This window comes from Magnetococcales bacterium, from assembly GCA_015232395.1.
GTDB lineage: Bacteria > Pseudomonadota > Magnetococcia > Magnetococcales > JADFZT01 > JADFZT01.
This window is the reverse complement of record JADFZT010000033.1, coordinates 24,111-48,111: the sequence shown is the minus strand read 5'-3', so window position 1 is coordinate 48,111 and position 24,001 is coordinate 24,111. Positions and strand designations below refer to the sequence as shown.

Below are 24,001 nucleotides of genomic sequence, written 5' to 3'. Positions count from 1 at the left end.
GGAGCAACGTCTTGAAACTGCAGAGGAAAAACTGGCGCGCGGTAGAGGATTCGAACCTCTGACCTTTGGCTCCGGAGGCCAACGCTCTATCCAGCTGAGCTAACCGCGCTTGATCGTGCAGGTGAGAGCCCGTAATTATAGCCATTCCCGGGCGTGTGTCAAAGGGTGCGTTGGGTATTACAGGCTGCGGGGTGCGTTGGGGGAGCTTGACAAACTCCCGGGCTAATTTTAGGCTGTCGGGAGTCGTGGCGCATAAGTTGAGCAGTCGTCACGGGCCTTCACCCAAGGAGCAAGTTTAAGCAAGGAGCAGTACTCCCCATCAGCCAGGAGCAGCACCCCCCATGAGCGAAAACATCATCCAAACATCCGACGCCCAGTTCGATGCGGACGTCCTGCAAGCCGAAGTGCCGGTCCTGATCGATTTTTGGGCCGAATGGTGTGGACCCTGCAAGCAGGTAGCCCCCTTCCTCGAACAGCTGGCCGAGGAGTACAAAGGTAAACTGCTGGTCGCCAAACTCAACATCGACCACAACCCCAACACACCAGGCCGCTACGGCGTTCGGGGGATCCCCACCCTGATGCTGTTTAAAAACGGCCAGATCGAAGCCACCAAAATCGGTGCCATGCCCAAATCCAAGCTCTTCACCTGGGTGGAAGAGAGCCTCGGCTAAGCTGGTCTGAAGATTCCCCCCCCGGGCTGGATCTGTCACCAAATGAGCAAAATCCCCTCCCTGGGCCGTCCGGTCCAGGGAGTTTGCGTTTGGTCCCTAGAAAAACAAAGCTCAGGATTTTTTCCGCTGATCAGCTGGAGGGATTCAGCTTCGGAAGTTGCCATTGATCCAAAAAGGCCGCCAAGCGCTTGGGATCAGGGGCTTCGATGCGCACGACCTTCTCCCGGGAACGCTCCCCCCGGAGAATCGACACCCGCCCCTTGGCCACCTTGAACTCTCCCGCCAAAAATTGACAGAGAGCTTGATTGGCAGCCCCCTCCACCGGAGGAGCGGTGAGAGCAATCTTGAGGCTTTCCCCATGCAAGCCCACTATTTTTTCCCGGGAAGCTCTGGGAACCACCTTCACCCGGATTTCCAGCCCCCCCTGGCGCCAAACAACCACCCCCATCCCGCTAACCCATGCCACCGCCCATAATGATGGCACCGATCACCTTTTCGATGATGGAGATCACAAAAACCATCCCCAAAGCCGCCACAAAAGGGGAGACATCCAACCCCGAATAGGTGGGCACCCAACGACGCAAAGGGCGCACCACAGGCTCAGTCACCTGAAACAAAAAGCGGATCACTCCCCCCTGAAAATTAATCCGACTCGCCTGACCCCGACGAAAAGAAAGCCAGGAGTGGACGTGCACTCCGCCTCGACCCACCAAAAGCATCATGTAGAGTGTCGCCAACAGGTGCATCACGGAAAACAGCTCGGAAACCAACATCGCCAAGCTGCCACCCGCCACCCCCATGGGGCTGAAAAGAGCGCCAAACAGCTTTTGCAAAAACATCACCCCGAAAAGCGCCACAATCGGTGAAAAATCAAGCCCTCCCACCGAAGGCACCATGCGCCGCAAGGGAACCAATACCGGATCCGTCGCCTGGCGAAGAAACTGCACCATGGGATTATAGGGGTCGGGATTGACCCAGGAGAGCAGCACCCGGGCGATAATCAACCAGTAGTAGATCGATAGCACAAAATTGATAAGGGTTCCCACAGAGCCTAGAATCATGGGTTTTTCTTCTCCTCTGCTTCCAACTTCAACGCCCTGGACCGCTCCCAGGCAGCCATCACCGCCCCAATCATCGCCCCCCGCACCCCGGCCTGCTCCAGTTTGGCCAATCCGGCAATGGTGGTGCCCCCCGGGGAGGTGACCTGGTTTTTCAGCTCACCCGGATGGCGTCCGGTTTCAGCAATCAGCTTGGCTGAGCCCATCAGGGTACCCACCGCCAAGCGATCCGCCAAATCCCGAGGCAAACCGCACGCTACGCCCCCATCGGAAAGCGCCTCAGCCAATAGATAAACATAAGCCGGTCCCGAACCCGAAAGAGCCGTCACCCCATCCATCAATTTTTCATCATCGATCCGGGCCACCTCGCCGACAGCTTCCAGCAGCCACCGGGCCTGGGCCTCTTTTTCAGCTGAAACCCCCGGCCCGGAAAAAAAGACCGAAACCCCCGCACCTATCAAGGCCGGGGTGTTGGGCATCACCCGAATGATGGGCTGGGTGTGGAGCAATCCAGCCACCAGGCTCCCCATGGAAACCCCCGCCGCGATGGAAATCACCAAGGTTTGGGGGCTCATGGCGGTACGGATTTCGTCCAACACCCCTGGCACCACACCCGGCTTGACCGCAATCACGACTACTTCTGCGCCAACCACGGCGCTGCTGCTGTCACCAAAGACCGATACCGAATAGTCCCGGGCGAGCAGCTCCCGCCGTTCGGGGTTGGGTTCCGCCACCCGCAGGGTGCTTTCGGGAACCCCGGCGTTGAGCAGACCCTTGATCAAGGCGGTGGCCATGTTGCCGCCACCGAGAAAGGCAATCGTTGTGGTACTGGGCATGTATGCTCCTGAAAAAAGTCAAAACCAAAACACCAAAGATTAGCCCATCCCCCCCATATACTCAATCACACCTGCACACCTGGAAGAAGAATTGCGCCAAGGCTCAATCCCCCTGACTGGACTCATAGTGCACCGTCAGCTGGTTGAAGGGGATCTCCAGCTGATGTTCGTTGCAGATTTCCACACAATAGCGCTGAATCGCCCGATAGATGCGGCCACGACGCCAGGCAAACTCCCCATCAAAATCGGCGTTGATCCGAAAATTGATGGAAGAAGCCGCCGCCTCGTTAAGCTGACAGAGGAGCTGCTTGAGATGGGGGCCGTAGGGACTCTTTTGCAAGCGCAGACCGATCTCTTTTTCAAAAAGCGCCGGCAACTCTTCACAAGCCCGCTGTTGATGGTCGTAGCCAATGCCAAAAATGGTCGACACCCTGAAACCCGAAGAGAGATTTTTGGGTGTCGTCGCCAAAAAATCAGCCAAACTGTAACTGATCCGGGTATCCCCTTTGCCCAGCAACACCACCCCCTCCAGGGAGACCACCTCCACCCGGCCAAAAGTGCCATCGGAAAGCTCCACCACATCCCCCAACCCACAGGGAAACCACGGTTCATCCGGGTGGGGCTTACGGGAGTGCATATCGGTCAATACCGCCAAGGGCACCCGCACCTCACCACCGGTCACCGCCGGATTGACCAGGGTGGCAAAAAAGTGAACATTTTCCACCCGCCAAGGCAACCCCTGATAGAGAATACGCTCCCCCTCCCGAACAAGCCCCACATTCAACAGCAGGCGCAATTCGCTGATATATTTGGGAATGGAGTTTTTTAACACCCACAACACCCCCACCAGCAGCAAAATGGTAATCGCCTGCAAAGCCCGATCACTCCGATGGTGAAATACCGCAAAGATGGCGGCGATGGCAAAAAGCCCGGTGGCGATCTGGTAGATCAGGGAAAAAAGCCGCTGGAGATAGCTGCGTTTGCGCCCGCTGAAGAGTCTACCCAGCAGTCGGGAGAGCCCCCGCATCAGTAAAAAGATGGAGAGAGAAGCCAGCAGCGCCAGCCCCAAGGTGGTCCCCCGGCCATGGATGAACAGCTTCAAACTTTCGGAAGCCGAACGCACCTGGGCCTCCTGCGCCTTGATCAAACCATCCATCTGTAGCTGGGCCACCTCCATCAGATGCTGGTTTTCCTGAAGGTTTTCGTGCCATTTCTTCTGGATCAGGAAATAACGCTCCCGGGCCGCTTCCCCCAGATTTTCCGGGTCGATGGTGTCGATATGGGCGATGGATTCGTTGATGGTCTTGATTTGGTTGGTATGAAACAAAATCCGGTTTTTTAAATTTTCGAGGCGTCGCTTGTCTTTCGTCAGCTCCCGCATTTCGCTCATGATGGGCTGGAGGATTTCCAGGAGATCCTTCTGCCAATCAAACTTTTTTTCCTCCGCCCCTTCCACCTTGGCCAGAGCCACCCCGCCGGTAACGATCATCTCAAAGGCGTGCTCCTGCTCTTTGATGGATTGATTGAGCTTATCGATCTCCCCCTTCAGGCGGCTCTTGTCCGCATCAATGGTGGCACTTTTGAGTTCCTTGGATTTTTCTGCCAGATCCATCTTACGTCTGTTCAGATCCTTGAGAATATCAGCCAACTTTTCTGAGGTAGCCTGTTCCAGCTCCTCTTGAGTGAGGATGGGTGGCTCATCCAGGAGCGTTGGTTCTTCCTTGGCCCAAAGGGGGGGAGCGATTAACAAGCCGACCAGCAGGGTGAGTAGGGCCAGGGCAAGGCGTGGGGTGGGATTCATCTGACATCCTCTTCAGAAGGTTACCAAAAGGCCAACAAAATTTTCGGTCAAGCTCTACAGTCAGTCAAGTTCCATACGGAGGGAATGGGGTATCGCCCGGACAGGCATGCCGAGCGGGGCCGGGAGGGTTGATATCCGGCTCATGAGACCACAAAGAAAGAGAGGAGAGCCCTGATCTGATCAAGCCCTGTCTGGAAACAGAAAAAGAGTCTACCAGGCACCCACAAAACCGGTGAGTGCCACCACCAGCAAAACGGGTTGTTTCCAGAGAACGAGCAGGATGAACGCCCCCAAGGCAATGGCCAGATCCAGTCCTGAAAGAATCGCCCCGGTAAAAACCGGATCGTAAAGAGCTGCCAGCAGCAGCCCCACCACCGCACTGTTGATGCCGTCAAAGACCGAACGCACCCCCTTTTTGGTCCGCAACGCCTCCCAAAAGGGCAGGGTTCCCAGCACCAGTAAAAAGGAGGGCAAAAAGATCCCCATCAACGCCAACAGCCCCCCCAACATCCCCCCGGGCCCCGCTTGGAGCACCACCCCCAGATAAGCGGAAAAAGTGAGCAGCGGACCCGGCACTGCCTGGGCAGCACCATAACCAGCCAGGAAAAGGTCTCCCGTGATCCAACCGTGGGGGGCCAATTCAGCCTGCAACAGGGGCAGCACCACATGCCCGCCCCCAAAGATCAACGAGCCCGACCGAAAAAAGGCCTCTCCCACATGCAGCCACTCCCAATCCAGCCATTGATTGATCAGCGGCGCACCAAACAATAAAAAAAAGAAAATCCCCAACAACCACGCACCATTCCGAGGCCGGGCCAGTATCCCCACCGGAGCAATCCCCGAAGAGCCCTCTTCTCCCTCAGCGCTCTGCGCTCCCGTTTGATCGCTCCCTTCACTCCCTGCGGACACACGCCGCAAAAGAAACCACCCCATCAGCGCGCCACCAAGAATCGCTGCCATCTGACCCCAGATGGGGGGCAGCACCAAAACCACCATGGCCGAAACCAGCGCCAGGGTCGCCCGGTTTCGATCCGGACAGAGGGATTTGGCCATGGCCCACACCGCCTGGGCCACCACCGCCACTGAGGCCAGTTTCAAGCCATGGAGCCAGTCAATGCGATGGTTGGCGTCCAGCAGAAAGACCCCATAACCAAAGAGGATCATCAGGAGTGCGGAAGGGAGGGTAAACCCCAGCCAGGCAGCGATGGCCCCCGGCACCCCGGCTCGGGCGGCACCAAGACCGATCCCCACCTGGGAGCTGGCAGGCCCCGGCAAAAACTGGCTCAAGGCGACCAGATCCGCAAAAGCGGTGGCACTGAGCCAACGCCGCCGCACCACAAAGGCTTCCTGAAAATAGCCGATATGGGCAACCGGCCCGCCAAAAGAGGTCAAACCCAGCTGCAAAAAGGCTTGAAACACCTGCCACGCACCACCCGAAGGTTGGTTGGTGGAAGGGGCTTTTTCCGGCTGGTTGGTCATAATGATCAGGGAGCCTGGCGGTAGAGAACACGACCGGGATAGCGTCCGGGAAGCCTGCGAATCCGCTCTCGGGCCTTCCAGGCATCCTGCTCCCTTTTAAAGGGGCCCACCCAGACACGCTGGTAGAGATGTCCCCGCACTTTGACCTTTTCGATAAAACCGGGAAAGCCCAGGCGGGTGACCTGCTGGATGGCATTTTGAGCGTTATCCGCTTCCCGGAAGGAGGCCACCTTAAAGGCAAAACCAGCCTTGAGAGTAGCGCTTTTGGCAGCCGATTTGGACTTTTTAGCCGCAGCAGTCGGCTGCCTGGTGGCGGCCTTGGTGCTCTTGGTGGATGATACGCTCTTGTGGCTGGAAACTCTGGATTCCCCGGTGGCTGCTGTTGTTTCTTTGGTCGCTGCCGGGGCTGGCTTGGAAGCGGATTTTCGACTCTGCCTGGCTTGGGCCAACTCGGCATCGGATTGCGTCGGAGGCTTTTTCAGGGAAGGCTTGGGCTCGCCGCTACCCAAAAATTTAAGCCCCTGTTTGGAGGCGAAAAAATAGATGGCATCGGTTTTTTTGGTAGCGACCCCTCTGTTAAACCATTTTTCCGCCTGGGGTTGGCTGCCATCGATGATCGCTTTTTGCCCCAGGAAAAAACTGGCTTGCACCTCACGCAGTCGCCGCTGACGAATGTCCAGGGTACGCTTGGCGGTTTTGACCACCTGATCGGTCCCCACCCGCCCCATCAGATGGCTGATCAGCACATCCGGCCACCCCTGGGAGGGGTTATCCAGAGCGGTTTTGGTGAAGGCGCTTTTGCCTGACTTGCCCCGCCGCTCCATGGACATGAAAAGCCACAGACGAATTTCCAGATCCCCCGGGTGGGAGGCCAGAACCGTACGAAAATCCTCCTCCGCCTCCTGGTAGCGACTCAAGAGAAAGAGCGCCATACCTCTAAAACCGTAGGCCATGGCGTTGTTGACGGGTTTCAGCCGCAGGGATTCATAAAAATCGGCGATGGCTTGCTGGTAGTGGCCCCGGAGCATGCGCGCCTTGCCCCGTTCCAGAAAAACCGGCTCATAGTCGGGCTTGAAGCGGATAAATTCGCTAAAATCATCGACTGCTTTTTGATAGCGGCGATATTCGGAGTGCAGCTTGCCCCGATTGAAATAGCTCCAGGGGTTTTCAGGCTTCAGGCGGATGGCGGTATCGTAATCCTTGCGGGCCTTGGCCTCCTCTCCCTGGCGGGCATAGGCCATACCTCTTCCCTGATAGGAAAGATAGTCGTTGGGGTCCACCTGAACGGCGCTGGTAAAGTCCCGAATGGCGCTTTTCATCTCCCCGAGGGCCAGACGGGCATTACCCCGGGTCCGGTGGGGTTGATAGTGGCTCGCTTTCAGCTCAATGGCCTGGGTGCAGTCGATCACCGCTTTGCGCAGCACCTTGCGGTCGTTCTTGGTGAGGCCGATCTTTTGCCGAGCCAGGCAGCGTCCGCCATAAGCCGCCGCCTTCTGGGCAGGGGTGGCACCCCGTTTATTGATCAAACGGGTAAAAATGGTGACCGCTTCATTGGTTTGATGGCGCTTGAGGGCAGCGGCCCCCGCTTTCAGCTCCTGGGCCGGTCCCGCCTCTACGGCCAGCGGCGATAATACCAGTGCCAAAAAGAGCAACCAACGGGAGATGCCGGTCATAGCCATTGGTGATTCATCCATGCGTTAACACCCGAAAATCTGCCCATCCGGCCAACGATCCCAGGCTGTTTACCGGCCCCATCGCTCTCAACGTGTTTTGGCTTACCGCTCACACGATATTCTCTCAAAAAATCCGCTAACGAGGAGGTCTTGGTCCAAACAGGGCGCTTCCCACCCGGACCAGGGTGGCTCCTTCTTCGATGGCCACTTCATAGTCGTGGCTCATCCCCATGGAGCGCTCCGCCATGGATATTTCAGGAATTCCCAAACCCGCCAGATGGTCGGCAAGCTGAGTGATCGCCTGAAAATAGGGCCGCACCGCCTCTGGGTCCGGCGCGTAGGGGGGAATGGCCATGAGCCCTCGTACCTGGAGACCTGAAAGTTGTGCCATCTCCCGGGCGAGCCCTTCCACCTCTTCCGGCAAAAGCCCGTGTTTTTGTGGCTCTCGACCGATATTGACCTGTATCAGCACCGGCATGGGCCGCTGGGTTTTTTGATGGATTTCCCGAGCCAGCTCCAGGGAGTCAACACTCTGAATCAGGTCAAAAAGGGCCACGGCATATTTGACTTTGTTGCGCTGCAAAGGCCCAATCAGGTGCCACTTTAGGCCAGAGCCCGCCACCTGGGGAATCTTTTCCCGGGCCTCCTGCACCCGATTTTCCCCAAAGAGCAGTTGCCCGGCTTCCACGACTGCATTCACATCCCGTGCCGGACGCACCTTGGAAACCGCTACCAATTGCACCTCACGGGGATTGCGTCCTGAGCGCTCACAGGCAGCGACCATCCGCCCCCGTATGGTTTCGAGGTGGTTGGCGATCTCCTGGGAACGTGACAAAGAATTGATTTTATTGTCGATTTTGATTGATCCGGTTGGCTTCCGGCCCCCTCCATGCCAGGAATCCCCCGACAATGGAAGACCCTATCATTCTTAACCATTCAGTATGGAGGATCGAAAAATCCCGGTCCAGGCTGAAAAAGGCAAAAAGCGTCTGTTTTCCGGGATAAACGTCAAATCCATGCTGTTGGTGCGCCACCCCTTGAGAACAACCCTGAGGTCGGATTCAATGGGATATTCAATAAACAAGAGCAGAGTCGAAATCAAAACAGTCCATACCAGAGCCACAAGGCCTCCTGGAAACACTGCCATTTCGATGATGCGGGAAGGAACAAGAGGATGCTGAAAGCCTATTTCAACAAAATGCGCGGAGTCACCCAAAGCCCGCCCCGGGTCTCTCTGGAGGAGACCGCCTGGTCGTGGATCGGTGCCTTTCTGGGCATCTCGGCGGTGGCGCTGATTCACTACCAATTTCTCTCCCAGAGCGATCTGGTGATGGTGATCGGCTCTTTCGGTGCGTCAGCGGTATTGATCTATGGGGCGATACGGGCGCCTCTGGCCCAGCCGCGCAATCTGATGGGGGGACACTTGATTTCCGCATTCATCGGGGTCTCAAGCCATATGCTTTTTGGGGAGTGGCTGTGGTTTGCCGCAGCCTTTGCCGTAGCCACCGCCATTGCTGCGATGCATCTGACCAAAACCCTCCACCCTCCGGGGGGAGCCACGGCACTGATCGCGGTGATTGGCAGCCCTAAAATCCATGATCTGGGCTTTCTCTACGTCCTTATTCCGGCGGGTCTGGGGGCTTTGATCATGCTGGTGGTGGCGCTTCTGATCAATAACATTCCCAAAAGCCGTCGTTATCCGGAATTTTGGTTTTGATCGGGCTGGATAATCCTAAATCCGGCAGTTGGGCGTGTGTGGCTGGTGCAGGATATTGGTTCGCATAGTGAATTGGGAGAAATCGCCGTCACCTGATTGGTCACAAGACTTTCTCCCGATTTGCTTGGTGGATCAAGAGGCTGGGGCATGTGCGTACGCCCAACTGCCGGATTTAGGATAATGCGGGAGGGGGAGTATTCGATTGGGGGGTGTTCAAAAAACAGCAGGCTGGAGATAGCAGGCCTGAAGAGGGGATAAAAAACAGGATCTCTCTCAAATCCGAACGGTGACGGGTTTTCTACAGGAGAGATGCCCCTCCCCCTTACCAGTGACTGAGGAAAGGTTGGCCAATGATCCCCTGTTCACCATACTCACTCTAAAAAGAGCTTGGCACTCAAAGGCCTCCTTATCAATAACAACCGAAAACTTTTCAGTCAGGATATCCGGTTAACAGGAGGATCTTCTATCTCAGCCCCCTGGCATGGTCTGGAGGCGATCCCGCAGATCTCCCAGGCCTTTGAGTAGTTCGGTACCGGCGTCGGTGAGAAAATAGGCCTTGTTGGAAGATTGCTGGACGATCCCGGCATCTTTTAAAAATTTCAGATGAAACATCAGCTTGGTATGATCCCGAAGATTGAAGGCCCGGGTCATTTCCGTCACACGCTTGGGGGTACCGGCTCCCAGCAGCTGGACGATCTCACGACGGATGGGGTTGGCCACCGCCTGGAGGGCGTGATCCAGGTCGCGAATTTTGATTTCGGCTTCAAACTTGGCCTCTTCCATGATGCGGTGGAGGGCCGTGACCAAATTTTCGATGCGAAAGGGTTTGGCGATATAGTCGCTGGCCCCTTTCTTGATGGCGGTAACGGCATTTTCGACGGTGGCAAAGGCGGTGACCATCATGATTTTGCTGACCGGATCCACCTTGCGCAGACGCACAAGCAGCTCCAGGCCATCCTGGTCCGGCATTAAAAGATCCAGCAGGATGATATCGAAGTGGTTCTTCGCCACCAAGGCCAGAGCCGCCTCTCCGTTGGCGGCATCTTGGACAGCAAAGCCGGACTTGGCCAGCATTTTGGCAAGGCTCAGGCGAAAATCGTTATCATCATCAATAATCAGGACGGTTCGCATCTGTTTTTTCGTGGAAAGAGGAAAGAAGTTTCGGGTTCCGGTGGCGGCTTCCCGAACAACACTGCCATGGTAGTTCCACCTAAACCGTTTGACAATGATATCCGAATTTTAATTAATACCCCCCATTTTTCAAACAACCCCCTTCCGGGTCACGGCAGTTCCAGCAAAAAACCATTCAGGCGGAATGAAAAATCAAAATCCCCCCTGGACTCCATGGACCCCATCCAATCAACACCAGCCTGCCGGAAAAATCCACCGAAGCCTCTCCCATGGGATGCAACTGTCATGGCACGGCCATCAAGGGTGATTTTCATTTTCTCAAACAATTCAGGCAACACGCCCTCACCAAAAAAACAACCTCTGCCAGCCTCCCTTTTGCCCAGACCAAATCGAGGCACCTCTTCCCGGATAGAGTTGGACTGAAAAATAAAACTTATATTTTCCTGAAGATAGGGGCTCTTTTTATGGTGGCCAATTGAAAGTGACCTGTTTTTCACCGATAATATCTTCTGGATATTCTTCTCAAGGTCAACAACAGGTGCGGACCATGACCAGCAATATTCGGGAAATCGCCTCAGCTCTCAGGAAGCTCCCCTGGAAAAGCTTTGATGATTTACCCCCCCCCAAGCGGAAAATCTGCTTTTTTACCAACGGCTCTGACATATGGGGCGGCTGGATCAATCGCCGGGATCAACCGGTGGGTTTTCCCCTGCACTTGCCCCTGGAGTCAGCCAAGCCGATCTATCCCACCCACTGGCTGGAACTCCCCCCTCCTTCAGAAAAAAAATCCTCCCACGCCTCCGGGGAAGACTCCATCTTTGGCAGTCAGGGCAATCTCCGCTTTAAAAAATATCGGGGAATGACCTGATTTTCTTCCCGGCAGACCCACTGCCCCACTTTCTCCCCTTCTCTCCCCTCCTCCTCTCTCCAGACACTATCCCTTATCCAAACCGTAAGCTTTGATTCGCTTCCACAGGGTCGTCCGGGACATCCCCAACTGCTTGGCCGCTTCCACCTTATTGCCCCGGGTCTGGGCAAGCACCTGGAGGATGCGTTTTTTTTCCGACGCGGCATCTCCCCCGCGATAGTAGCCAACGGTCTTGCGTTCAGGGGAGGATGCCAAAGGGTGGGTGGCTTGGGGTTGGAAAGAAGAAGCTTGCGGGGCGTAAGCGGGTGGGGCGAGCGCTTGAAGGGGTGAATCGAAGGGCTGCAAGGGGGGAGCCTGGGCCAAAAGCTCCGGGGGAAACTGATGGGGATGGATGGTATTGCCGGGGGTCTGCACCAGGGCATATTCCAAGGCGTTACTCAACTCCCGCACATTGCCCGGCCAGCTGTGACACTCCAGCAAGGTAATCGCCTCGGTGGTCAGCCGAACCTCCTCCCGCTGATAGCGTTCCATCATCTCTCCCAGCAGGGCCTGCACCAGCAGGGAAATATCTTCAGGCCGCTCTCTCAGCGGTGGGGTGGTGATGGGGAGCACCTTCAGCCGGTAGTAAAGATCTTCCCGAAATGTCCCCTCCCTCACCATCGCTCCCAGATCCCGATTGGTGGCGGCGATCACCCGGACATCCACCTTGCGCACCTTGTTTTCCCCCAACCGCTCCACCTCCCGCTCCTGAAGTACCCGCAGGAGTTTGACCTGGGTCACCGTGGAAATTTCACCGATTTCATCCAGCAGAATCGTTCCCCCGTCAGCAGCTTCGAAACGACCGATACGTGGGCTCTCCGCCCCGGTAAAAGCCCCTTTGGCATAACCGAACAGTTCGCTTTCCAGCAAATTTTCCGGGAAGGAAGCGCAGTGAACCCGGATGTAGGGGCCTTCACTCCTGGGGGAGTTGTCATGTAAGGCCCGGGCCACCAACTCCTTACCGGTACCGCTCTCGCCCTGGATCAAGACGGTGGCATGACTCATCGCTGCCCGCAAAATATTCTGAAACAGCTCCCGCATGGCGGGTCCATGGCCCACCATCCCCCCCAGGCGCATCCGCTCCCGGGCCTCCTCCTCCAGCATCATTTCCCGGGTGCAATCCCGCAAAATCACGGCATAGAGGGTCATGTCCGCCACATCCGGCAGCAGGACGGCCCACATACGCAAAAAAATCACTGAGCCGTTATCCCGGTCCAGGGTGAGATCCAAGGTGCGGGTATTGTGCTCCCGGGTGGGGATGAGCGCGCAGTCGTTGCGGGCTGCACAGGCCTTGGCACAATCCGTCCCTGTAAACAGGCTGGGACAGAGCTGCCCCACCACCCTTTCATGGGCTTGTCCGATCATTTTGGACGCCGCCTGATTGATCGCCACCACCCGGCGCTTGCGATCCAAAAACAGCACCCCCTCCTCCAATCCATCCAAAAAAGGTCGCAGGGCGTTCATGGGGTTCAGGGTATTCATGGGCGCTCCCCACATTGTCCACTATTAACAGTTAACTTCACTGTCTTGTTTACGTTATTCCACAGGCATTTGCAAGCAAATTTTAATTTTTTCCAATGCTTTCATTTACTTACAAACATGGCACGCACCCTGCTATATACACTGACAAGAAGTGAAACAAACGCTTAAGAAAAATGAACAGCCAAACCAAGGAGAAACGCCATGAACCAATCCGACAACAGCACCTTCTCTTCGATCGTTCTGACCTCGGTTGTGTCCATTGTGGCGGCGGTGACCGTTTTTGCCACCCCGTCCCTGCTCTGGACCGCACTGAACCTGGTGGCCGCAGTTTAAACCCCACGTTCAATACCACCGCGCCAAAGGGTCGAAGGCTCAATGCATCCAAGCAGTCCGGAAAGCAGACAGCCATCCCCTAATAGACTTCATAAACAGATCAAATCAAACCCAAGACGGGTATTTGATGACCACATTCAGGAGAAATGCCATGAACCAGTCCGACAATATCACCTTCTCTTCCATCGCCCTGACCTCAACCCTTTCCATCCTGGCGGTGGTCACCATCTTCGCCACCCCTTCCCTGCTCTGGGCCACCCTTGACCTGATCAACGTGGTGTGATCAACACCCACCCCCTGCCAGACAGGATCAGGACAGCGGAAAATTCTTCAAATTTTCAGCATGATAGAGCCTTCCTGCCTCTGGAGAAGAGCTAAGACAGATACCAGCGGGTGTAACAGGGTGGATGTAACAAAGCGGGGGTAACAGGAAATATGGTCATTCCAATTCAGAGGGACACACACTTTCCCCTGATAGGCCCTTGCCAAGGGACTCACGTGTAGGATGTGGTGAGCAACGCGAACCGCATCAATCAAGAGTGACGTGCCATTTTAATTTGGACGACTCTACCTGAAAACCTGAACTTTATTTTCGCCACCAAGCGAAATGCAACACTGGACATCAATTGATAAAAATCAACTGGAACCAACACAAACAAACAGGAGAGAACACCATGAAAGCAAATGTCGGCGGGATGGATCGGATGATGCGGATTGTCGTGGGGCTGGGACTCATTGCCATGGTCTTTGTGGGACCAAAAATCCCCTGGGGCTGGGCCGGAATCATCCCCCTCGTCACCGGGCTCTTCCGCTTTTGCCCCTTCTACATCCTGCTGGGCCTGAACAGTTGCAAACCTTTTTAACCCAACCCCAACTGCTTCAACTTGCGATGCAACGCCGAACGCTCCATGCCAATCGCTTCCGCCGTACGAGAAATATTGCCCTGATTCCGACCCAAATGAGACTTCAAATAAGCCCGCTCAAAAGCCACCCGCGCCTCTCGCAAATTTTGAGTATCCAATAAATTATCCCAAGCAGTCGCCGAACCTGGAGCCTTTTTGGTCACGAAAGGTGGAAGATCCTCCTCTTCAATCACCAATCCAGGGGTCATGATCAAAAGCCGCTCCACCAAATTTTTCAACTCCCGCACATTCCCCGGCCAGTGATAATCCATCAGCTGATTCAATGCACCCTTGGAAAAACCCCGACGCTTGGGCAATGCCGCATGATGAAGCTTGGTGAAAAAGTCCACCAATAACGGAATATCCTCCAAACGCTCCCGCAACGGCGGAATACGCAACGGAATGACATTCAAACGATAATAGAGATCCTTGCGAAAGTTGCCCGCCTCAATCTCCTCCTCCAAATTACGGTTGGCCGCCGCAATCACCCGAACATCCACCTGAATCGGCGTGCGCCCCCCTACCCGCTCAAAACGCTGCTCCTGCAAAGCCCGCAAAATCTTCGCCTGGGTTTTCAGCGACATGTCACCAATCGCATCCAGAAACAGAGTCCCCCGATGACTGCGCTCAAAACGCCCCGCCTGAGGCGCTTCCGAATCCGACCCACCCCCACCCTCCTGACCAAACAACTCCACCTCAATCAACTCTTCAGGAATGGCCGCAGAGTTGACCGCAACGAAGGGGCCATCCGTGCGACTGGATAGCTGATGAATCTGCCGCGCCGCCACCTCCTTGCCCGTTCCATTTTCTCCGGAAATCAACACCCAACCATCCGTAGGCGCCACCCGACGAAGCTGCTCCCCCAAAGCATTCATCACCGGACTCGCCCCCACCATGGGAGGCGTCTCCCGAACCCGAGCCTTCAACTCCCGGTTTTCCTGCACCAAACTCCACTCCCGAATCCCCCGCTCCAACAGCAACAATACCCGATCCAGGGACAGAGGCTTTTCCAGATAGTCGTAAGCGCCGATCTTGGTGGCGGAAACAGCGGTTTCGATGGTGCCGTGACCCGACATCATCACCACCGGCAACTCCCGGTTGCGGATGGTGCTCTCCTTGCTGGACTTAATCCGTCGCAAGGTTTCAATCCCGTCGATACCATCCATCCAGATATCCAAAAGCACAGCGGAAATATCCTGGCTCGACAAAATCTCCAGAGCAGCTTCCCCGGAAGGGGCCTCAGCCACCCCATATTCCTCATCCTCCAAAATCCCCCGGAGACTGGTCCGGATCGATTCTTCATCATCAACAATGAGCACGGTATGGGTCATGAGATTTCCTGAACGTCCGTGGTTGCAGGGGTGATGGGACCACTCAAAGGGAGTCGAATCTCAACCAGCACCCCCTGCCAATGAGAGGTCCGAATGCGAATGGTTCCCCCATGGTCCTCGATAATCTTCTTGACGATGGCAAGCCCCAAACCCGTCCCCTTTTTCTTGGTGGTAAAATAGGGCTCGAACACCCGATCCCGGTCGGCGGGCGGAATCCCAACCCCGCTGTCGGACAACTCCACAACCGCCCAGCGGCCATTCTCGGAGACCGCCGTGGATATGGCAAGGCTACGCTTACCATCCTTCTCCCGAATAGCGGCCAAGCCATTGGCCACCAGATTGGATAGCACCTGTTTGATCTGCCCCTGATCATAGGGAAAGCGCGGCATTTTTTCATCAAAATGGGTCGTCAGATTGACCTTTTTCAGACCCGAATCATACAGACTCATCACCTTGCGGATGGTCCCCTTGAGGTCATTCTTTTTCAGGTCCGGTCGCGGCAGACGGGCAAAGGTGGAAAATTCATTCACCAACACCCGCAACTCCTCCACCTGCTGAATGATGGTGTTGGTCCCCTCATCCAACACCTTCCACTCCAGAGGTAAAGGCGGCTCCTGGCGGAGATATTTTCGCCGCAAACGCTGGGCCCATAGCTGAATGGGGGTCAGGGGATTTTTGATTTCGTGGGCAATACGCCGGGCCACATCGCTCCAGGCCTGGGTACGCTGCCCGGCCAACACCTGGGTCACATCGTCGAAGGTGGCGATAAAGCCCCGGTTGTCCCCCAAAACATCCTCCAGCAAAGTCACCCGCAGCAAAAGAGTGAGGGGTTTTTCCGGCCCCTGAATCTGAATCTGGGTAGCCAGATCCATCCCACCCCCCTTGATCTCCGGATAGTTGTACCCTTCCATGGAGACCGATGTGACCCGGGAACGGTGTTTCAGAAGAGCTGCCAAAGGCTTGAGCACGGGCTCGGGAATGGCCTGCTGATAGTTGCGGCCAATCGCCCCCATGGTATCCATCCCCAAAAACTCTCCCGCCGCCGGATTGATCAGCGTGATTTCATCACTGCGATTGACGCTGATCACCCCGGAAGAGATGTGACGCACAATCGCCGCCATAAAACGCCGCCGCTCCTCCAAAAGAGCGTTGGTCGCCTCCAGCTCCGTTCGATTTTCCTTCAGCTTTTGGGTCATGGCATTAAAAGCCGCCATGAGGGTGGCCAGCTCATCCTCGCCGGTCACCGACAACGACACCGACAGATCCCCCACCGCCACCTTATGCGTCCCAATCACCAACTCCGCTATGGGGTCGGTGATGCCATCGGCAATCCGAAAACCCGACCAAAAAGCCGCCAGCAGCAACAACAACGTCACCAAGGCCAAAATAACGGTGTGGTTTACCTTCAACAACCCATGGGCAGAGCGCAGCTGATGATAATCCACATAGGCCGACTCAATGGCCTCCATCTGCCCCAAAATCTGATGATCGATCCAGCGCCCGGTGGAAAGATAGATATCACTCCCCAAACGCACAAAGGCCCGCACCCGGTCTCCCGTATCACTGGTGATCAAAAGCGCCTTGGTGGAGCCTTCCGCCAAACTGCTTAAATCCGGAATGGGGTCGAAGGGCAACTCCCCGGCCCGTGCCATGCGGGTGCCATCCTTGCTGATAACGACAATCTCATCCAACCCCCTGGCCTTGCGCTCCACCTCCAAAACTTCCGTCGCCGCCTGTACCCCTTCCAGGGTGAGTGCGGCCGTCACACGCCGATTGCGCACAATCGCCTCAGCGTCATGACGCACCGTGCGCTGATTTTCCCGATAGTAGGCCCTGGCCACTTCCATGGAGTCGTCCAGAGCCTGGGCAATCTGATCGGAAAACCAGGAGTCCACCCCCCGATTCAAAAAATTAACCGATAAAATCGCCACGATCAGGGTCGGTAGCAACGACAAACCCACAAACAGCAACACCATCCGGGTGCGCAGCTTCGAACCTGTCAAACCCCGTCGGCGATCAAGCCACAGCCGGGAAAGGTGGCGAATCACCAAAAATGCAAACACCAGCACCAACAGCAGATTGACGTAGATCAGCAGCAAAAAGATAACGCTGTAATCCCCGCCACCCACGCCGGAAACGCCGTGAAGCACCCGGGCGGTGATAAAGGTGATGACCACGACCGCTACCAGCAGAAAAAAGAGCAGCCATCGTTTGGAAGTTTTGGAAAGCTTCATGGAAAGAGCGCCGTCATGGAGGAAAACATGGACTCACACTTACGACCCAAGGGAAAGAGATCCCTCCCGTCAGGTACTGACGATCCCTGGACCAACGTGGATAGGTTTAATCACATCCCTGACCGGCCCAAGGGATATTGGCCCGGTCCGCTCATGGATGGGTATAGTCAATCTGCAAGGTTTGATCGATGGGTCGCCAGAGAGCCAGCCACCGATCCAACAATCGAAGCAGCCCCGACACCCCCTCGTGGGTGACCAAAATACGGGTTTCCAGAAGATAGCGCCCCCCCGATTTCAGCTCTGAAACCTGAGTCAGAGCGATAAAACGGGGTTTCCCCAAAAAATGCAACGCCTCTTCCGGGTCACTGGTATAGTGATATACGCCACTTTGGGAATCACGCATCTCAAAGTGCTCGGTAATGAGATGGGGTCGCAGGCGACGCTTGATCGTAATGTCGACGACCTTTCTATCCGGTAGCCAATCATGTCGCTGGTAAAAATGAAACTCATAGGTCGCCAGCAGCGGCTCACCTCGCTTGAGCAAGGCTGAGGCATCCACCAAAAAGGCCGGATCCAGAGAGGCCTGGGCATACAAACGGTCTCCTTGAACCACAATCTGGGTTTTTTGCAGCGTATAGCGGGAAGAGTCCCCGGAAAACGGGGTGCAGGCGGTAACAGACAAAAGCAGGAAAAGAGCGGTCAGAAGGGGAAAACTGAAATCAACCCACCGAGACCCGGGCGGATCCCGATGGGCTGATAAAAAAGCGCGTATAGCGGACAGAATAAGCCGTGCCCTAGGTGGAAAGAGCGGCGATGGGTTGGGCTGCGCCATGACTGCCGGGAGCCTCCTCGGTAGCTGCGTCTTCGACCTCTCCTTCAACAAACTCCCAGGCATCCCGCTGGGCCATCAACTGCCGCAGAAGCTGGTTGTTCAGGGCGTGGCCGGAACGCACCCCCTTGAAGTGACCGATGATGGGATGCCCCAAAAGATAGAGATCACCAATGGCATCGATAATCTTGTGGCGGACAAATTCGTTCTCGTACCGCAAACCCCCTTCGTTCAAAATCCGGAAATCACCAATCACAATGGCGTTATCCAGAGAGCCCCCACGGGCAAGACCGTTGGATTGCAGGGTTTCGACCTCCTTGAGAAAGCCGAAGGTCCGGGCGCGGCAGACATCTTTGATGAAGGTGGTTTCGTTCATATCCAGCTCCACCCCCTGCTGGGCCAGAACCGGATGATCAAAATCGATTAAAAAGCTCACCCGAAACCCGTCACTGGGCTCAAAAAAGGCCCATTTATCTTCATGACCCACAGAGACCGACTTTTTAATGCGAATCCAGCGGCGCGGCACTTTTTGATCGACGATGCCAGCACATTGAATCAAAAAAACAAATGGGGCAGCCGAGCCATCCATGATGGGCACTTCCGGGCCGTCCAGGTCCACATAGGCGTTGTCCACACCCAATCCGGCAAAGGAGGCCAGCAGATGCTCGATCGTCGAAACGCGATCACCATTTTCGTTGGCAATGGTGGAGCAGAGCCGGGTATCCACGACATTTTCCACCTTGGCCGGGATCAGGGCTCCCCCCAGATCGGTGCGATGAAAAACGATCCCGGTATTCTCAGGAGCCGGGCGCAAGGAGAGATAGGTCTTCTCGCCACCATGAAGGCCGATACCTGTGCAACGAATGGTGTTTTTTAAGGTACGCTGGAAAAACATGTGCATTTTCCGGTCGATTTACGTCGTCCGGCCCTTGGGCTGTCAATCAATTGGCTGGTAGTTGGTCTGATCATTGACTCTTTTGTTCCCAAAAAAATGTCCCGAGCCATAAAAAGAACCATTTACCCCCAAGTTGTGCAATATTCATACCACGCTGGCAGAAAAAAACGGTCGGTAAAAACAGATACAACAGATGAGATTGACCACCAACATTCGAAAAACGGCGAAAAACAAGAAAAAACAGAACAAAAACAACGACAAACCCCGACAAACCACACAAAAAAGCCGGGCAAGATAACGTTATTTACCCGTCATCGTGGGAAATCTAAGGCATTTTTGAAAATTATTAAAGGAAAAAAGAAAGATTGCTATTTAGAATCCACAAGAGAGGGGTTCCGGAGGGCCAGGGGAGGCCCTCCGGAATGGTAAGGGTACGCAAAAGCAATCAGTCCATTTGACGCCGCAGGAAAGTGGGCACGTCAAAGGATTCCTCTTCGTTGACCTGATCGAGGCTCCGGTTAAAATTTTCCATGTTGCGGGCACGCTTTTTAAAACGGGCCGCATTGGTCGCGGGAGCTACATGCTCCTCTTCTTCCATGGCGGGGGCGTCGTTGGAGGCCGCTGGAGCTTGCCGGCGGGGCCGGACAATGGGACTGGTGGGGGCTGCAACCTTCTCCTTGCCGGGGAAGGCGACCTTGTCCGCCGCACCGATACCCGTAGCCACCACGGTCACCCGCACGGAATCTTCCATGCTCTCGTCCAGCACGGCACCGAAAACGATAATGGCGTCGTCGTGGGCCATATCCCGTACCACAGTCGCCGCTTCGTCCACCTCTTGCAGGGCCAGATTGTAGCCGCCGGTGATATTGATCAGCACGCCCCGGGCGCCATGAATGGAGACATCATCCAGCAGCGGGCTGGAAATGGCGTTGGTGGCAGCATCAAGAGCCCGGGTATCCCCAACGGCCTCGGCAGCACCCATCATCGCTTGCCCCATCTCGTCCATCACCGTGCGCACGTCGGCAAAGTCAACGTTGATCAGACCGGGTACCGTGATCAGATCGGTAATGCCGCGCACCGCTTGATGCAACACATCATCCGCTTTACGGAAGGCTTCCAGGATGGTGGTATTTTTACCCACCACCGAAAGCAGTTTTTGGTTGGGAATGGTGATGACGGTATCGACATGATTGCGCAGCTCATCCAGCCCCTCTTCGGCAAAACGCAGGCGCTTTTTGCCTTCGAAGCTGAAGGGTTTGGTCACCACCGCCACGGTGAGAATTTCCAACTCACGGGCAACTTTGGCAATTACCGGAGCCGCACCGGTCCCGGTCCCCCCCCCCATACCGGCGGTGATGAAGACCATGTCGGAGTCTTTGATGGCCTCAGCAATCTGTTCCTGACTCTCTTCGGCAGCCCGACCACCCACTTCAGGCTTGGCACCCGCTCCCAGACCCCGGGTGACACCTTGTCCAATCTGAATCCGCGTGGGGGCGAGACTCCGCGCCAATGCCTGAGAATCGGTATTGGCTACGATGAATTCCACACCCTCAAGCTGGGATTGAATCATGTTGTTGATGGCGTTTCCGCCGCCGCCGCCCACGCCGACAACCTTGATGCGGGCGCTGTTTTCGTCTGAATTGTCAAACTCTAGTGTAGACATACCTAACCCTTCCCCTTACCAATGACCCCACGGATGAGACATTAATGATCCCACGGATGAGACATTAAAAAAATTCCCCTAACCACTCCCGCATCCTTTGCATCACTTTTTTGAAAACGTTGTCCTCCTCTGGTGTGAAACGATGCGGTGTTTCCCTGTCAAAACGGCTGGCAAACTGAACCAGGCCGACGGCTGTGGCAAAAATCGGCGAGGAAACCACGTCGGTGAGTCCACCCACACCCTGGGGGGGACCACGCCTGACCGGCTTGTTGAAAACTTCCTCGGCCAATTCTGCCATACCTTCGGTGATAGATGATCCACCAGTGAGAACGATGCCTGCGGCAATTTGCTCTTCAAAGCCGGAGCGGGCGATCTCCCGGTTGATCAAGGTGTAAAGCTCTTCCACCCTTGGTTCGATGATTTCCGCCAGAATATGGCGGGCCAATGAGCGGGCCTTGCGATCTCCAATGCTGGGCACCTCGATGGTTTCGTCGGGATCGACGATGGAGGAGAGTGCACAGCCATATTTGCGCTTCAGCTGTTCCGCCTCCCGAGTGGGCGTGCGCAGCCCCACGGCAATATCGTTGGTGATGTGGTCGCCACCGATGGCGAGCACTGCCGTGTGTTTGATGTGGCCGTCGGCAAAGATGGCGATATCAGTGGTGCCGCCGCCAATATCCAGCAGACACACCCCCAATTCCCGTTCATCCGCCGACAAAACCGACTCCGCCGAAGCCAGCTGCTCCAGGATGATATCTCCGGCATCCAGGCCACAGCGGTTGATGCATTTGATGATATTTTGCGCCGAGGCCACGGCACCGGTGACGATGTGCACCCGGGCCTCCAGACGAACCCCCGACATCCCCAGGGGCTCCTTGATGCCCTCCTGGCCGTCCAGGGTGTACTCCTGGGCAATGACGTGGAGAATCTCCCGATCCATGGAGATGGGGTGTGCCCGGGCAGCATCCAAAACCCGCTGGATGTCCCCGGCAGCCACTTCCCCCTCCTTGGTGGCCACCACGCCGGTGGAGTTGCCACTCTTGATGTGGGCGCCGGCGATACCGGCGTAGACCATGTTGATCTCCACCCCGGCCATCATCTCCGCCTCTTCCACCGCCATGCGCATGCTTTCGACGGTGGAGTCGATATCGATCACCACCCCCTTGCGCAAGCCCCGGGAAGGGTGGGTGCCCACACCGATTACATCCAGGCGTCCGTCCGGTTGCAGATCTGCAACGATGCAGCAGATCTTGGTGGTTCCGATGTCGAGTCCTACAATCAGGTTTTGGTCCTGTTTGGCCATGTCTGATCCAAGCTGTTTGCTAAATGAGCGAAAAATCTCGCGTCAGGCGTGATCTTGGCGGCACCTTTTAGCTCAAGGGTCGCACCACCGCCACACCCGCGATGCGCAGGTCCACTTGTCGGACCTGTCTATCCAGTATTTTGAAGCGTTTCTGCAGCAGCCTCAACAGGTGAAGTTCCTGTTGGGGCATTTGTGACAAAAGTAGCTTGATTCCCTGACGGGTATAGAGCGCCCATCGATGCCCCGGAAGCCCCACCGCTTCTGAAAGTCGAACCTTCAACCATTCGTGTTCTCCCAACAGATTCATCAGCTCCACAATCCGTTCAGAACGCTTTTTTTCATCCACCAGGGTGGTCACTACCGGCAGTATCGGTCGCTCGTGGGATTCCAGGGGCTTGATGAATAGGCCATATTCGTCGACCAAAAACAACTTCTCTCCCTCACGAGAAGTGGCTACCGCTACTTTTTCAAGCAGTTCCACCTCCAAAATATCCGGAAACTGCCGGCTTACCCGGGCATCCCGCACCCAAGGCAGCTCAATGAGACGCTCTCTGACCGTCTGAGGCTCGATCCGCAGCATGTTGGTGCCCTTGCGGATCTCCATGGTGGTGACCACTTGCTCAATGGGGCTGTTGTCCGCCCCCAAAAGACGCAACTCCTGAAAAGGCAGCCGCCCCGGTTTGCGCGCCTCATAGCCGATGAGCAGGCAGATGCCGACCAGCGCCAGGAGGATCGATTTTTTTAAGAGGTTGCGCCACATAACTCCAGAGAGGCCCCCTCCAAAATACGCTCCACCAACTCTTCGAAAGAGATCCCCGCCGCCTTCGCAGCCTGGGGCCCCAAGCTCAACTCGGTCATCCCCGGAATGGTGTTGACCTCCAAAATCCAGGGAACATCACTGGAGTCGAGAATCATATCCACCCGAAAAAACCCCCGACATCCCAACAGCTCCCCCGCCCGCAGACCCGCCTTTTCAGCCCGCTTCACCGCTTCCGGCGAAAGGCTGGGAGGGGGGGTGAGATATTGGGTTTTGCCGCTGGTATATTTATTGACATAGTCGTAAAAGCCATGCTCCGGGCGGATTTCGATCAGGGGCAGGGGCTCGCCATCAAGAATCGTCAGAGTCACTTCCACCCCCCGAATTTCCCGCTCCACCAGAATCGGCGCCGCTTCCATAGGTACACCGTCCGGATCCAGGGCAGCCTCACGCAGCCCCCTTTCCAACTCGCCACGACTGGTAATCCGGGCAATCCCCACACTGGAGCCGGAGCAGAGGGGTTTGACGAAAAAAACATCCCCACGATCCAGCTTTTCGATCATGGCTGGATCCCGGTCGCCGTTGGCCGGGCCATTCAGCTCCCACCAATCGGGGGTATTGAGCCCGCCATCCCGAAATACCCGCTTGCTCAGGGCTTTATTCATGCACAGCGCCGAAGAGGCGATACCGGAGCCGGTATAGGGCACCCGCAGCCACTCCAACAGCCCCTGAATCCCCCCATCTTCCCCAAACGGACCATGGAGTGCCAACACCGCCCGCTCGATTCCGGAACGGATCAACTCCTCACACAGCCCCCGGCCCGAGGTGACATCCATCTCGACAACTTCATGACCACGACGCTTCAAGGCCCCAGCCATCGCCCGGCCACTTTTCAGACTGACCTGCCGTTCTGCTGAAGGCCCTCCCATCAGAAGGCCGATTTTGCCGTATGTCGAGCTCATATCCCGCTCCCCTTTACTCAAACCCGGTCCGCTACCA

At 56.0% G+C, this 24,001-nt stretch carries 23 protein-coding genes and 1 tRNA gene; 6 read left to right on the top strand and 18 right to left on the bottom strand.

The annotated features are described in order from the left end of the window. Positions 1-32: 32 nt before the first annotated feature. Positions 33-109 (bottom strand) — tRNA-Arg (locus tag HQL52_10790). A 232-nt stretch (positions 110-341) separates the two neighbouring features. On the opposite strand from HQL52_10790, the gene trxA reads away from it, so the two are divergent. Beyond that, positions 342-671 (top strand): thioredoxin TrxA, encoded by a 330-nt coding sequence (gene trxA / locus HQL52_10785; GenBank protein MBF0369932.1) that lies wholly within the window; start codon positions 342-344, stop codon positions 669-671. Positions 672-801: 130 nt separating this feature from the next. Here trxA and HQL52_10780 read toward each other — a convergent pair whose 3' ends face one another. The 7 genes from HQL52_10780 to HQL52_10750 form a co-directional block, all read right to left on the bottom strand. Then, complete coding sequence (locus HQL52_10780; GenBank protein ID MBF0369931.1) at positions 802-1,119, bottom strand: YggU family protein; 318 nt, start codon at positions 1,117-1,119, stop codon at positions 802-804. Positions 1,120-1,123: 4 nt separating this feature from the next. After that, positions 1,124-1,732 (bottom strand): YggT family protein, encoded by a 609-nt coding sequence (locus tag HQL52_10775; protein MBF0369930.1) that lies wholly within the window; start codon positions 1,730-1,732, stop codon positions 1,124-1,126. Next, positions 1,729-2,565 (bottom strand): pyrroline-5-carboxylate reductase, encoded by an 837-nt coding sequence (locus HQL52_10770; GenBank protein ID MBF0369929.1) that lies wholly within the window; start codon positions 2,563-2,565, stop codon positions 1,729-1,731. Before HQL52_10770 ends, HQL52_10775 begins: the two co-directional genes overlap by 4 nt. Positions 2,566-2,668: 103 nt before the next feature. After that, entirely contained in the window at positions 2,669-4,366 is a 1,698-nt protein-coding gene (locus HQL52_10765) for a hypothetical protein (GenBank protein ID MBF0369928.1), read from the bottom strand. A 210-nt stretch (positions 4,367-4,576) separates the two neighbouring features. After that, a complete protein-coding gene (chrA, locus tag HQL52_10760) occupies positions 4,577-5,845 on the bottom strand; it encodes a chromate efflux transporter (protein MBF0369927.1) in 1,269 nt (422 codons plus the stop codon). A gap of 5 nt (positions 5,846-5,850) precedes the next feature. Next, the gene (locus HQL52_10755; GenBank protein ID MBF0369926.1) at positions 5,851-7,539 is read right to left on the bottom strand and encodes a tetratricopeptide repeat protein; all 1,689 of its coding nucleotides are present in this window, start codon (positions 7,537-7,539) and stop codon (positions 5,851-5,853) included. A gap of 115 nt (positions 7,540-7,654) precedes the next feature. After that, positions 7,655-8,302, bottom strand: a complete 648-nt coding sequence (locus tag HQL52_10750; GenBank protein ID MBF0369925.1) for a YggS family pyridoxal phosphate-dependent enzyme — start codon at positions 8,300-8,302, stop codon at positions 7,655-7,657. Positions 8,303-8,692: 390 nt separating this feature from the next. On the opposite strand from HQL52_10750, the gene HQL52_10745 reads away from it, so the two are divergent. Then, positions 8,693-9,235, top strand: a complete 543-nt coding sequence (locus HQL52_10745; protein MBF0369924.1) for an HPP family protein — start codon at positions 8,693-8,695, stop codon at positions 9,233-9,235. A gap of 468 nt (positions 9,236-9,703) precedes the next feature. Here the strand turns inward: HQL52_10745 and HQL52_10740 are convergent, their stop codons facing one another. After that, complete coding sequence (locus HQL52_10740; GenBank protein MBF0369923.1) at positions 9,704-10,366, bottom strand: response regulator; 663 nt, start codon at positions 10,364-10,366, stop codon at positions 9,704-9,706. Here HQL52_10740 and HQL52_10735 point away from each other — a divergent pair. Together HQL52_10735 and HQL52_10730 are read left to right on the top strand one after the other, a co-directional pair. Further along, positions 10,280-10,789, top strand: a complete 510-nt coding sequence (locus HQL52_10735) for a hypothetical protein (protein ID MBF0369922.1) — start codon at positions 10,280-10,282, stop codon at positions 10,787-10,789. The genes HQL52_10740 and HQL52_10735 overlap by 87 nt on opposite strands. 124 nt (positions 10,790-10,913) lie before the next feature. Next, positions 10,914-11,234, top strand: coding sequence for a hypothetical protein (locus HQL52_10730; protein ID MBF0369921.1), 321 nt, complete (start codon positions 10,914-10,916; stop codon positions 11,232-11,234). 66 nt (positions 11,235-11,300) lie between these two features. Here HQL52_10730 and HQL52_10725 read toward each other — a convergent pair whose 3' ends face one another. Continuing rightward, complete coding sequence (locus HQL52_10725; protein MBF0369920.1) at positions 11,301-12,755, bottom strand: sigma 54-interacting transcriptional regulator; 1,455 nt, start codon at positions 12,753-12,755, stop codon at positions 11,301-11,303. 1,007 nt (positions 12,756-13,762) lie between these two features. On the opposite strand from HQL52_10725, the gene HQL52_10720 reads away from it, so the two are divergent. Next, a complete protein-coding gene (locus tag HQL52_10720; GenBank protein MBF0369919.1) occupies positions 13,763-13,951 on the top strand; it encodes a DUF2892 domain-containing protein in 189 nt (62 codons plus the stop codon). Here HQL52_10720 and HQL52_10715 read toward each other — a convergent pair. The 4 genes from HQL52_10715 to HQL52_10700 all read right to left on the bottom strand — a co-directional run bounded on the left by HQL52_10715 (position 13,948) and on the right by HQL52_10700 (position 19,279). Then, the gene (locus HQL52_10715) at positions 13,948-15,321 is read right to left on the bottom strand and encodes a sigma-54-dependent Fis family transcriptional regulator (GenBank protein MBF0369918.1); all 1,374 of its coding nucleotides are present in this window, start codon (positions 15,319-15,321) and stop codon (positions 13,948-13,950) included. The genes HQL52_10720 and HQL52_10715 overlap by 4 nt on opposite strands. Beyond that, complete coding sequence (locus tag HQL52_10710; protein ID MBF0369917.1) at positions 15,318-17,555, bottom strand: HAMP domain-containing protein; 2,238 nt, start codon at positions 17,553-17,555, stop codon at positions 15,318-15,320. Before HQL52_10710 ends, HQL52_10715 begins: the two co-directional genes overlap by 4 nt. Before the next feature lie 151 nt (positions 17,556-17,706). Then, positions 17,707-18,150, bottom strand: a complete 444-nt coding sequence (locus HQL52_10705) for a DUF4390 domain-containing protein (protein MBF0369916.1) — start codon at positions 18,148-18,150, stop codon at positions 17,707-17,709. Positions 18,151-18,349: 199 nt separating this feature from the next. Continuing rightward, positions 18,350-19,279, bottom strand: coding sequence for a UDP-3-O-acyl-N-acetylglucosamine deacetylase (locus HQL52_10700; protein ID MBF0369915.1), 930 nt, complete (start codon positions 19,277-19,279; stop codon positions 18,350-18,352). On the opposite strand from HQL52_10700, the gene HQL52_10695 reads away from it, so the two are divergent. Then, positions 19,280-19,708: a hypothetical protein gene (locus tag HQL52_10695; protein MBF0369914.1), complete on the top strand. Its 429-nt coding sequence runs from the start codon at positions 19,280-19,282 to the stop codon at positions 19,706-19,708. A 16-nt stretch (positions 19,709-19,724) separates the two neighbouring features. On the opposite strand, the gene ftsZ is transcribed toward HQL52_10695, so the two are convergent. From ftsZ to HQL52_10675, 4 genes are all read right to left on the bottom strand, one after another. After that, positions 19,725-20,942, bottom strand: coding sequence for a cell division protein FtsZ (gene ftsZ, locus HQL52_10690; protein ID MBF0369913.1), 1,218 nt, complete (start codon positions 20,940-20,942; stop codon positions 19,725-19,727). 64 nt (positions 20,943-21,006) lie between these two features. Then, complete coding sequence (ftsA, locus tag HQL52_10685; GenBank protein MBF0369912.1) at positions 21,007-22,245, bottom strand: cell division protein FtsA; 1,239 nt, start codon at positions 22,243-22,245, stop codon at positions 21,007-21,009. A gap of 67 nt (positions 22,246-22,312) precedes the next feature. Then, positions 22,313-23,005, bottom strand: coding sequence for an FtsQ-type POTRA domain-containing protein (locus HQL52_10680; protein ID MBF0369911.1), 693 nt, complete (start codon positions 23,003-23,005; stop codon positions 22,313-22,315). Next, on the bottom strand, positions 22,987-23,964 hold the full coding sequence (locus HQL52_10675) for a D-alanine--D-alanine ligase (protein ID MBF0369910.1): 978 nt from the start codon (positions 23,962-23,964) through the stop codon (positions 22,987-22,989). Before HQL52_10675 ends, HQL52_10680 begins: the two co-directional genes overlap by 19 nt. Positions 23,965-24,001: the final 37 nt, after the last annotated feature.

Bases quoted from the DNA above. Each gene is read 5' to 3' on its own strand.
- HQL52_10725 (MBF0369920.1), bottom strand. From the start codon at position 12,755: ATGAATACCCTGAACCCCATGAACGCCCTGCGACCTTTTTTGGATGGA.
- HQL52_10675 (MBF0369910.1), bottom strand. From the start codon at position 23,964: ATGAGCTCGACATACGGCAAAATCGGCCTTCTGATGGGAGGGCCTTCA.
- HQL52_10765 (MBF0369928.1), bottom strand. From the start codon at position 4,366: ATGAATCCCACCCCACGCCTTGCCCTGGCCCTACTCACCCTGCTGGTC.
- HQL52_10710 (MBF0369917.1), bottom strand. From the start codon at position 17,555: ATGAAGCTTTCCAAAACTTCCAAACGATGGCTGCTCTTTTTTCTGCTG.
- HQL52_10755 (MBF0369926.1), bottom strand. From the start codon at position 7,539: ATGGATGAATCACCAATGGCTATGACCGGCATCTCCCGTTGGTTGCTC.
- ftsA (MBF0369912.1), bottom strand. From the start codon at position 22,245: ATGGCCAAACAGGACCAAAACCTGATTGTAGGACTCGACATCGGAACC.
- HQL52_10745 (MBF0369924.1), top strand. From the start codon at position 8,693: ATGCTGAAAGCCTATTTCAACAAAATGCGCGGAGTCACCCAAAGCCCG.
- HQL52_10720 (MBF0369919.1), top strand. From the start codon at position 13,763: ATGAAAGCAAATGTCGGCGGGATGGATCGGATGATGCGGATTGTCGTG.
- ftsZ (MBF0369913.1), bottom strand. From the start codon at position 20,942: ATGTCTACACTAGAGTTTGACAATTCAGACGAAAACAGCGCCCGCATC.
- HQL52_10715 (MBF0369918.1), bottom strand. From the start codon at position 15,321: ATGACCCATACCGTGCTCATTGTTGATGATGAAGAATCGATCCGGACC.
- HQL52_10770 (MBF0369929.1), bottom strand. From the start codon at position 2,565: ATGCCCAGTACCACAACGATTGCCTTTCTCGGTGGCGGCAACATGGCC.
- HQL52_10750 (MBF0369925.1), bottom strand. From the start codon at position 8,302: ATGGTCGCTGCCTGTGAGCGCTCAGGACGCAATCCCCGTGAGGTGCAA.
- trxA (MBF0369932.1), top strand. From the start codon at position 342: ATGAGCGAAAACATCATCCAAACATCCGACGCCCAGTTCGATGCGGAC.
- HQL52_10730 (MBF0369921.1), top strand. From the start codon at position 10,914: ATGACCAGCAATATTCGGGAAATCGCCTCAGCTCTCAGGAAGCTCCCC.
- HQL52_10740 (MBF0369923.1), bottom strand. From the start codon at position 10,366: ATGCGAACCGTCCTGATTATTGATGATGATAACGATTTTCGCCTGAGC.
- HQL52_10780 (MBF0369931.1), bottom strand. From the start codon at position 1,119: ATGGGGGTGGTTGTTTGGCGCCAGGGGGGGCTGGAAATCCGGGTGAAG.
- HQL52_10775 (MBF0369930.1), bottom strand. From the start codon at position 1,732: ATGATTCTAGGCTCTGTGGGAACCCTTATCAATTTTGTGCTATCGATC.
- HQL52_10680 (MBF0369911.1), bottom strand. From the start codon at position 23,005: ATGTGGCGCAACCTCTTAAAAAAATCGATCCTCCTGGCGCTGGTCGGC.
- chrA (MBF0369927.1), bottom strand. From the start codon at position 5,845: ATGACCAACCAGCCGGAAAAAGCCCCTTCCACCAACCAACCTTCGGGT.
- HQL52_10700 (MBF0369915.1), bottom strand. From the start codon at position 19,279: ATGTTTTTCCAGCGTACCTTAAAAAACACCATTCGTTGCACAGGTATC.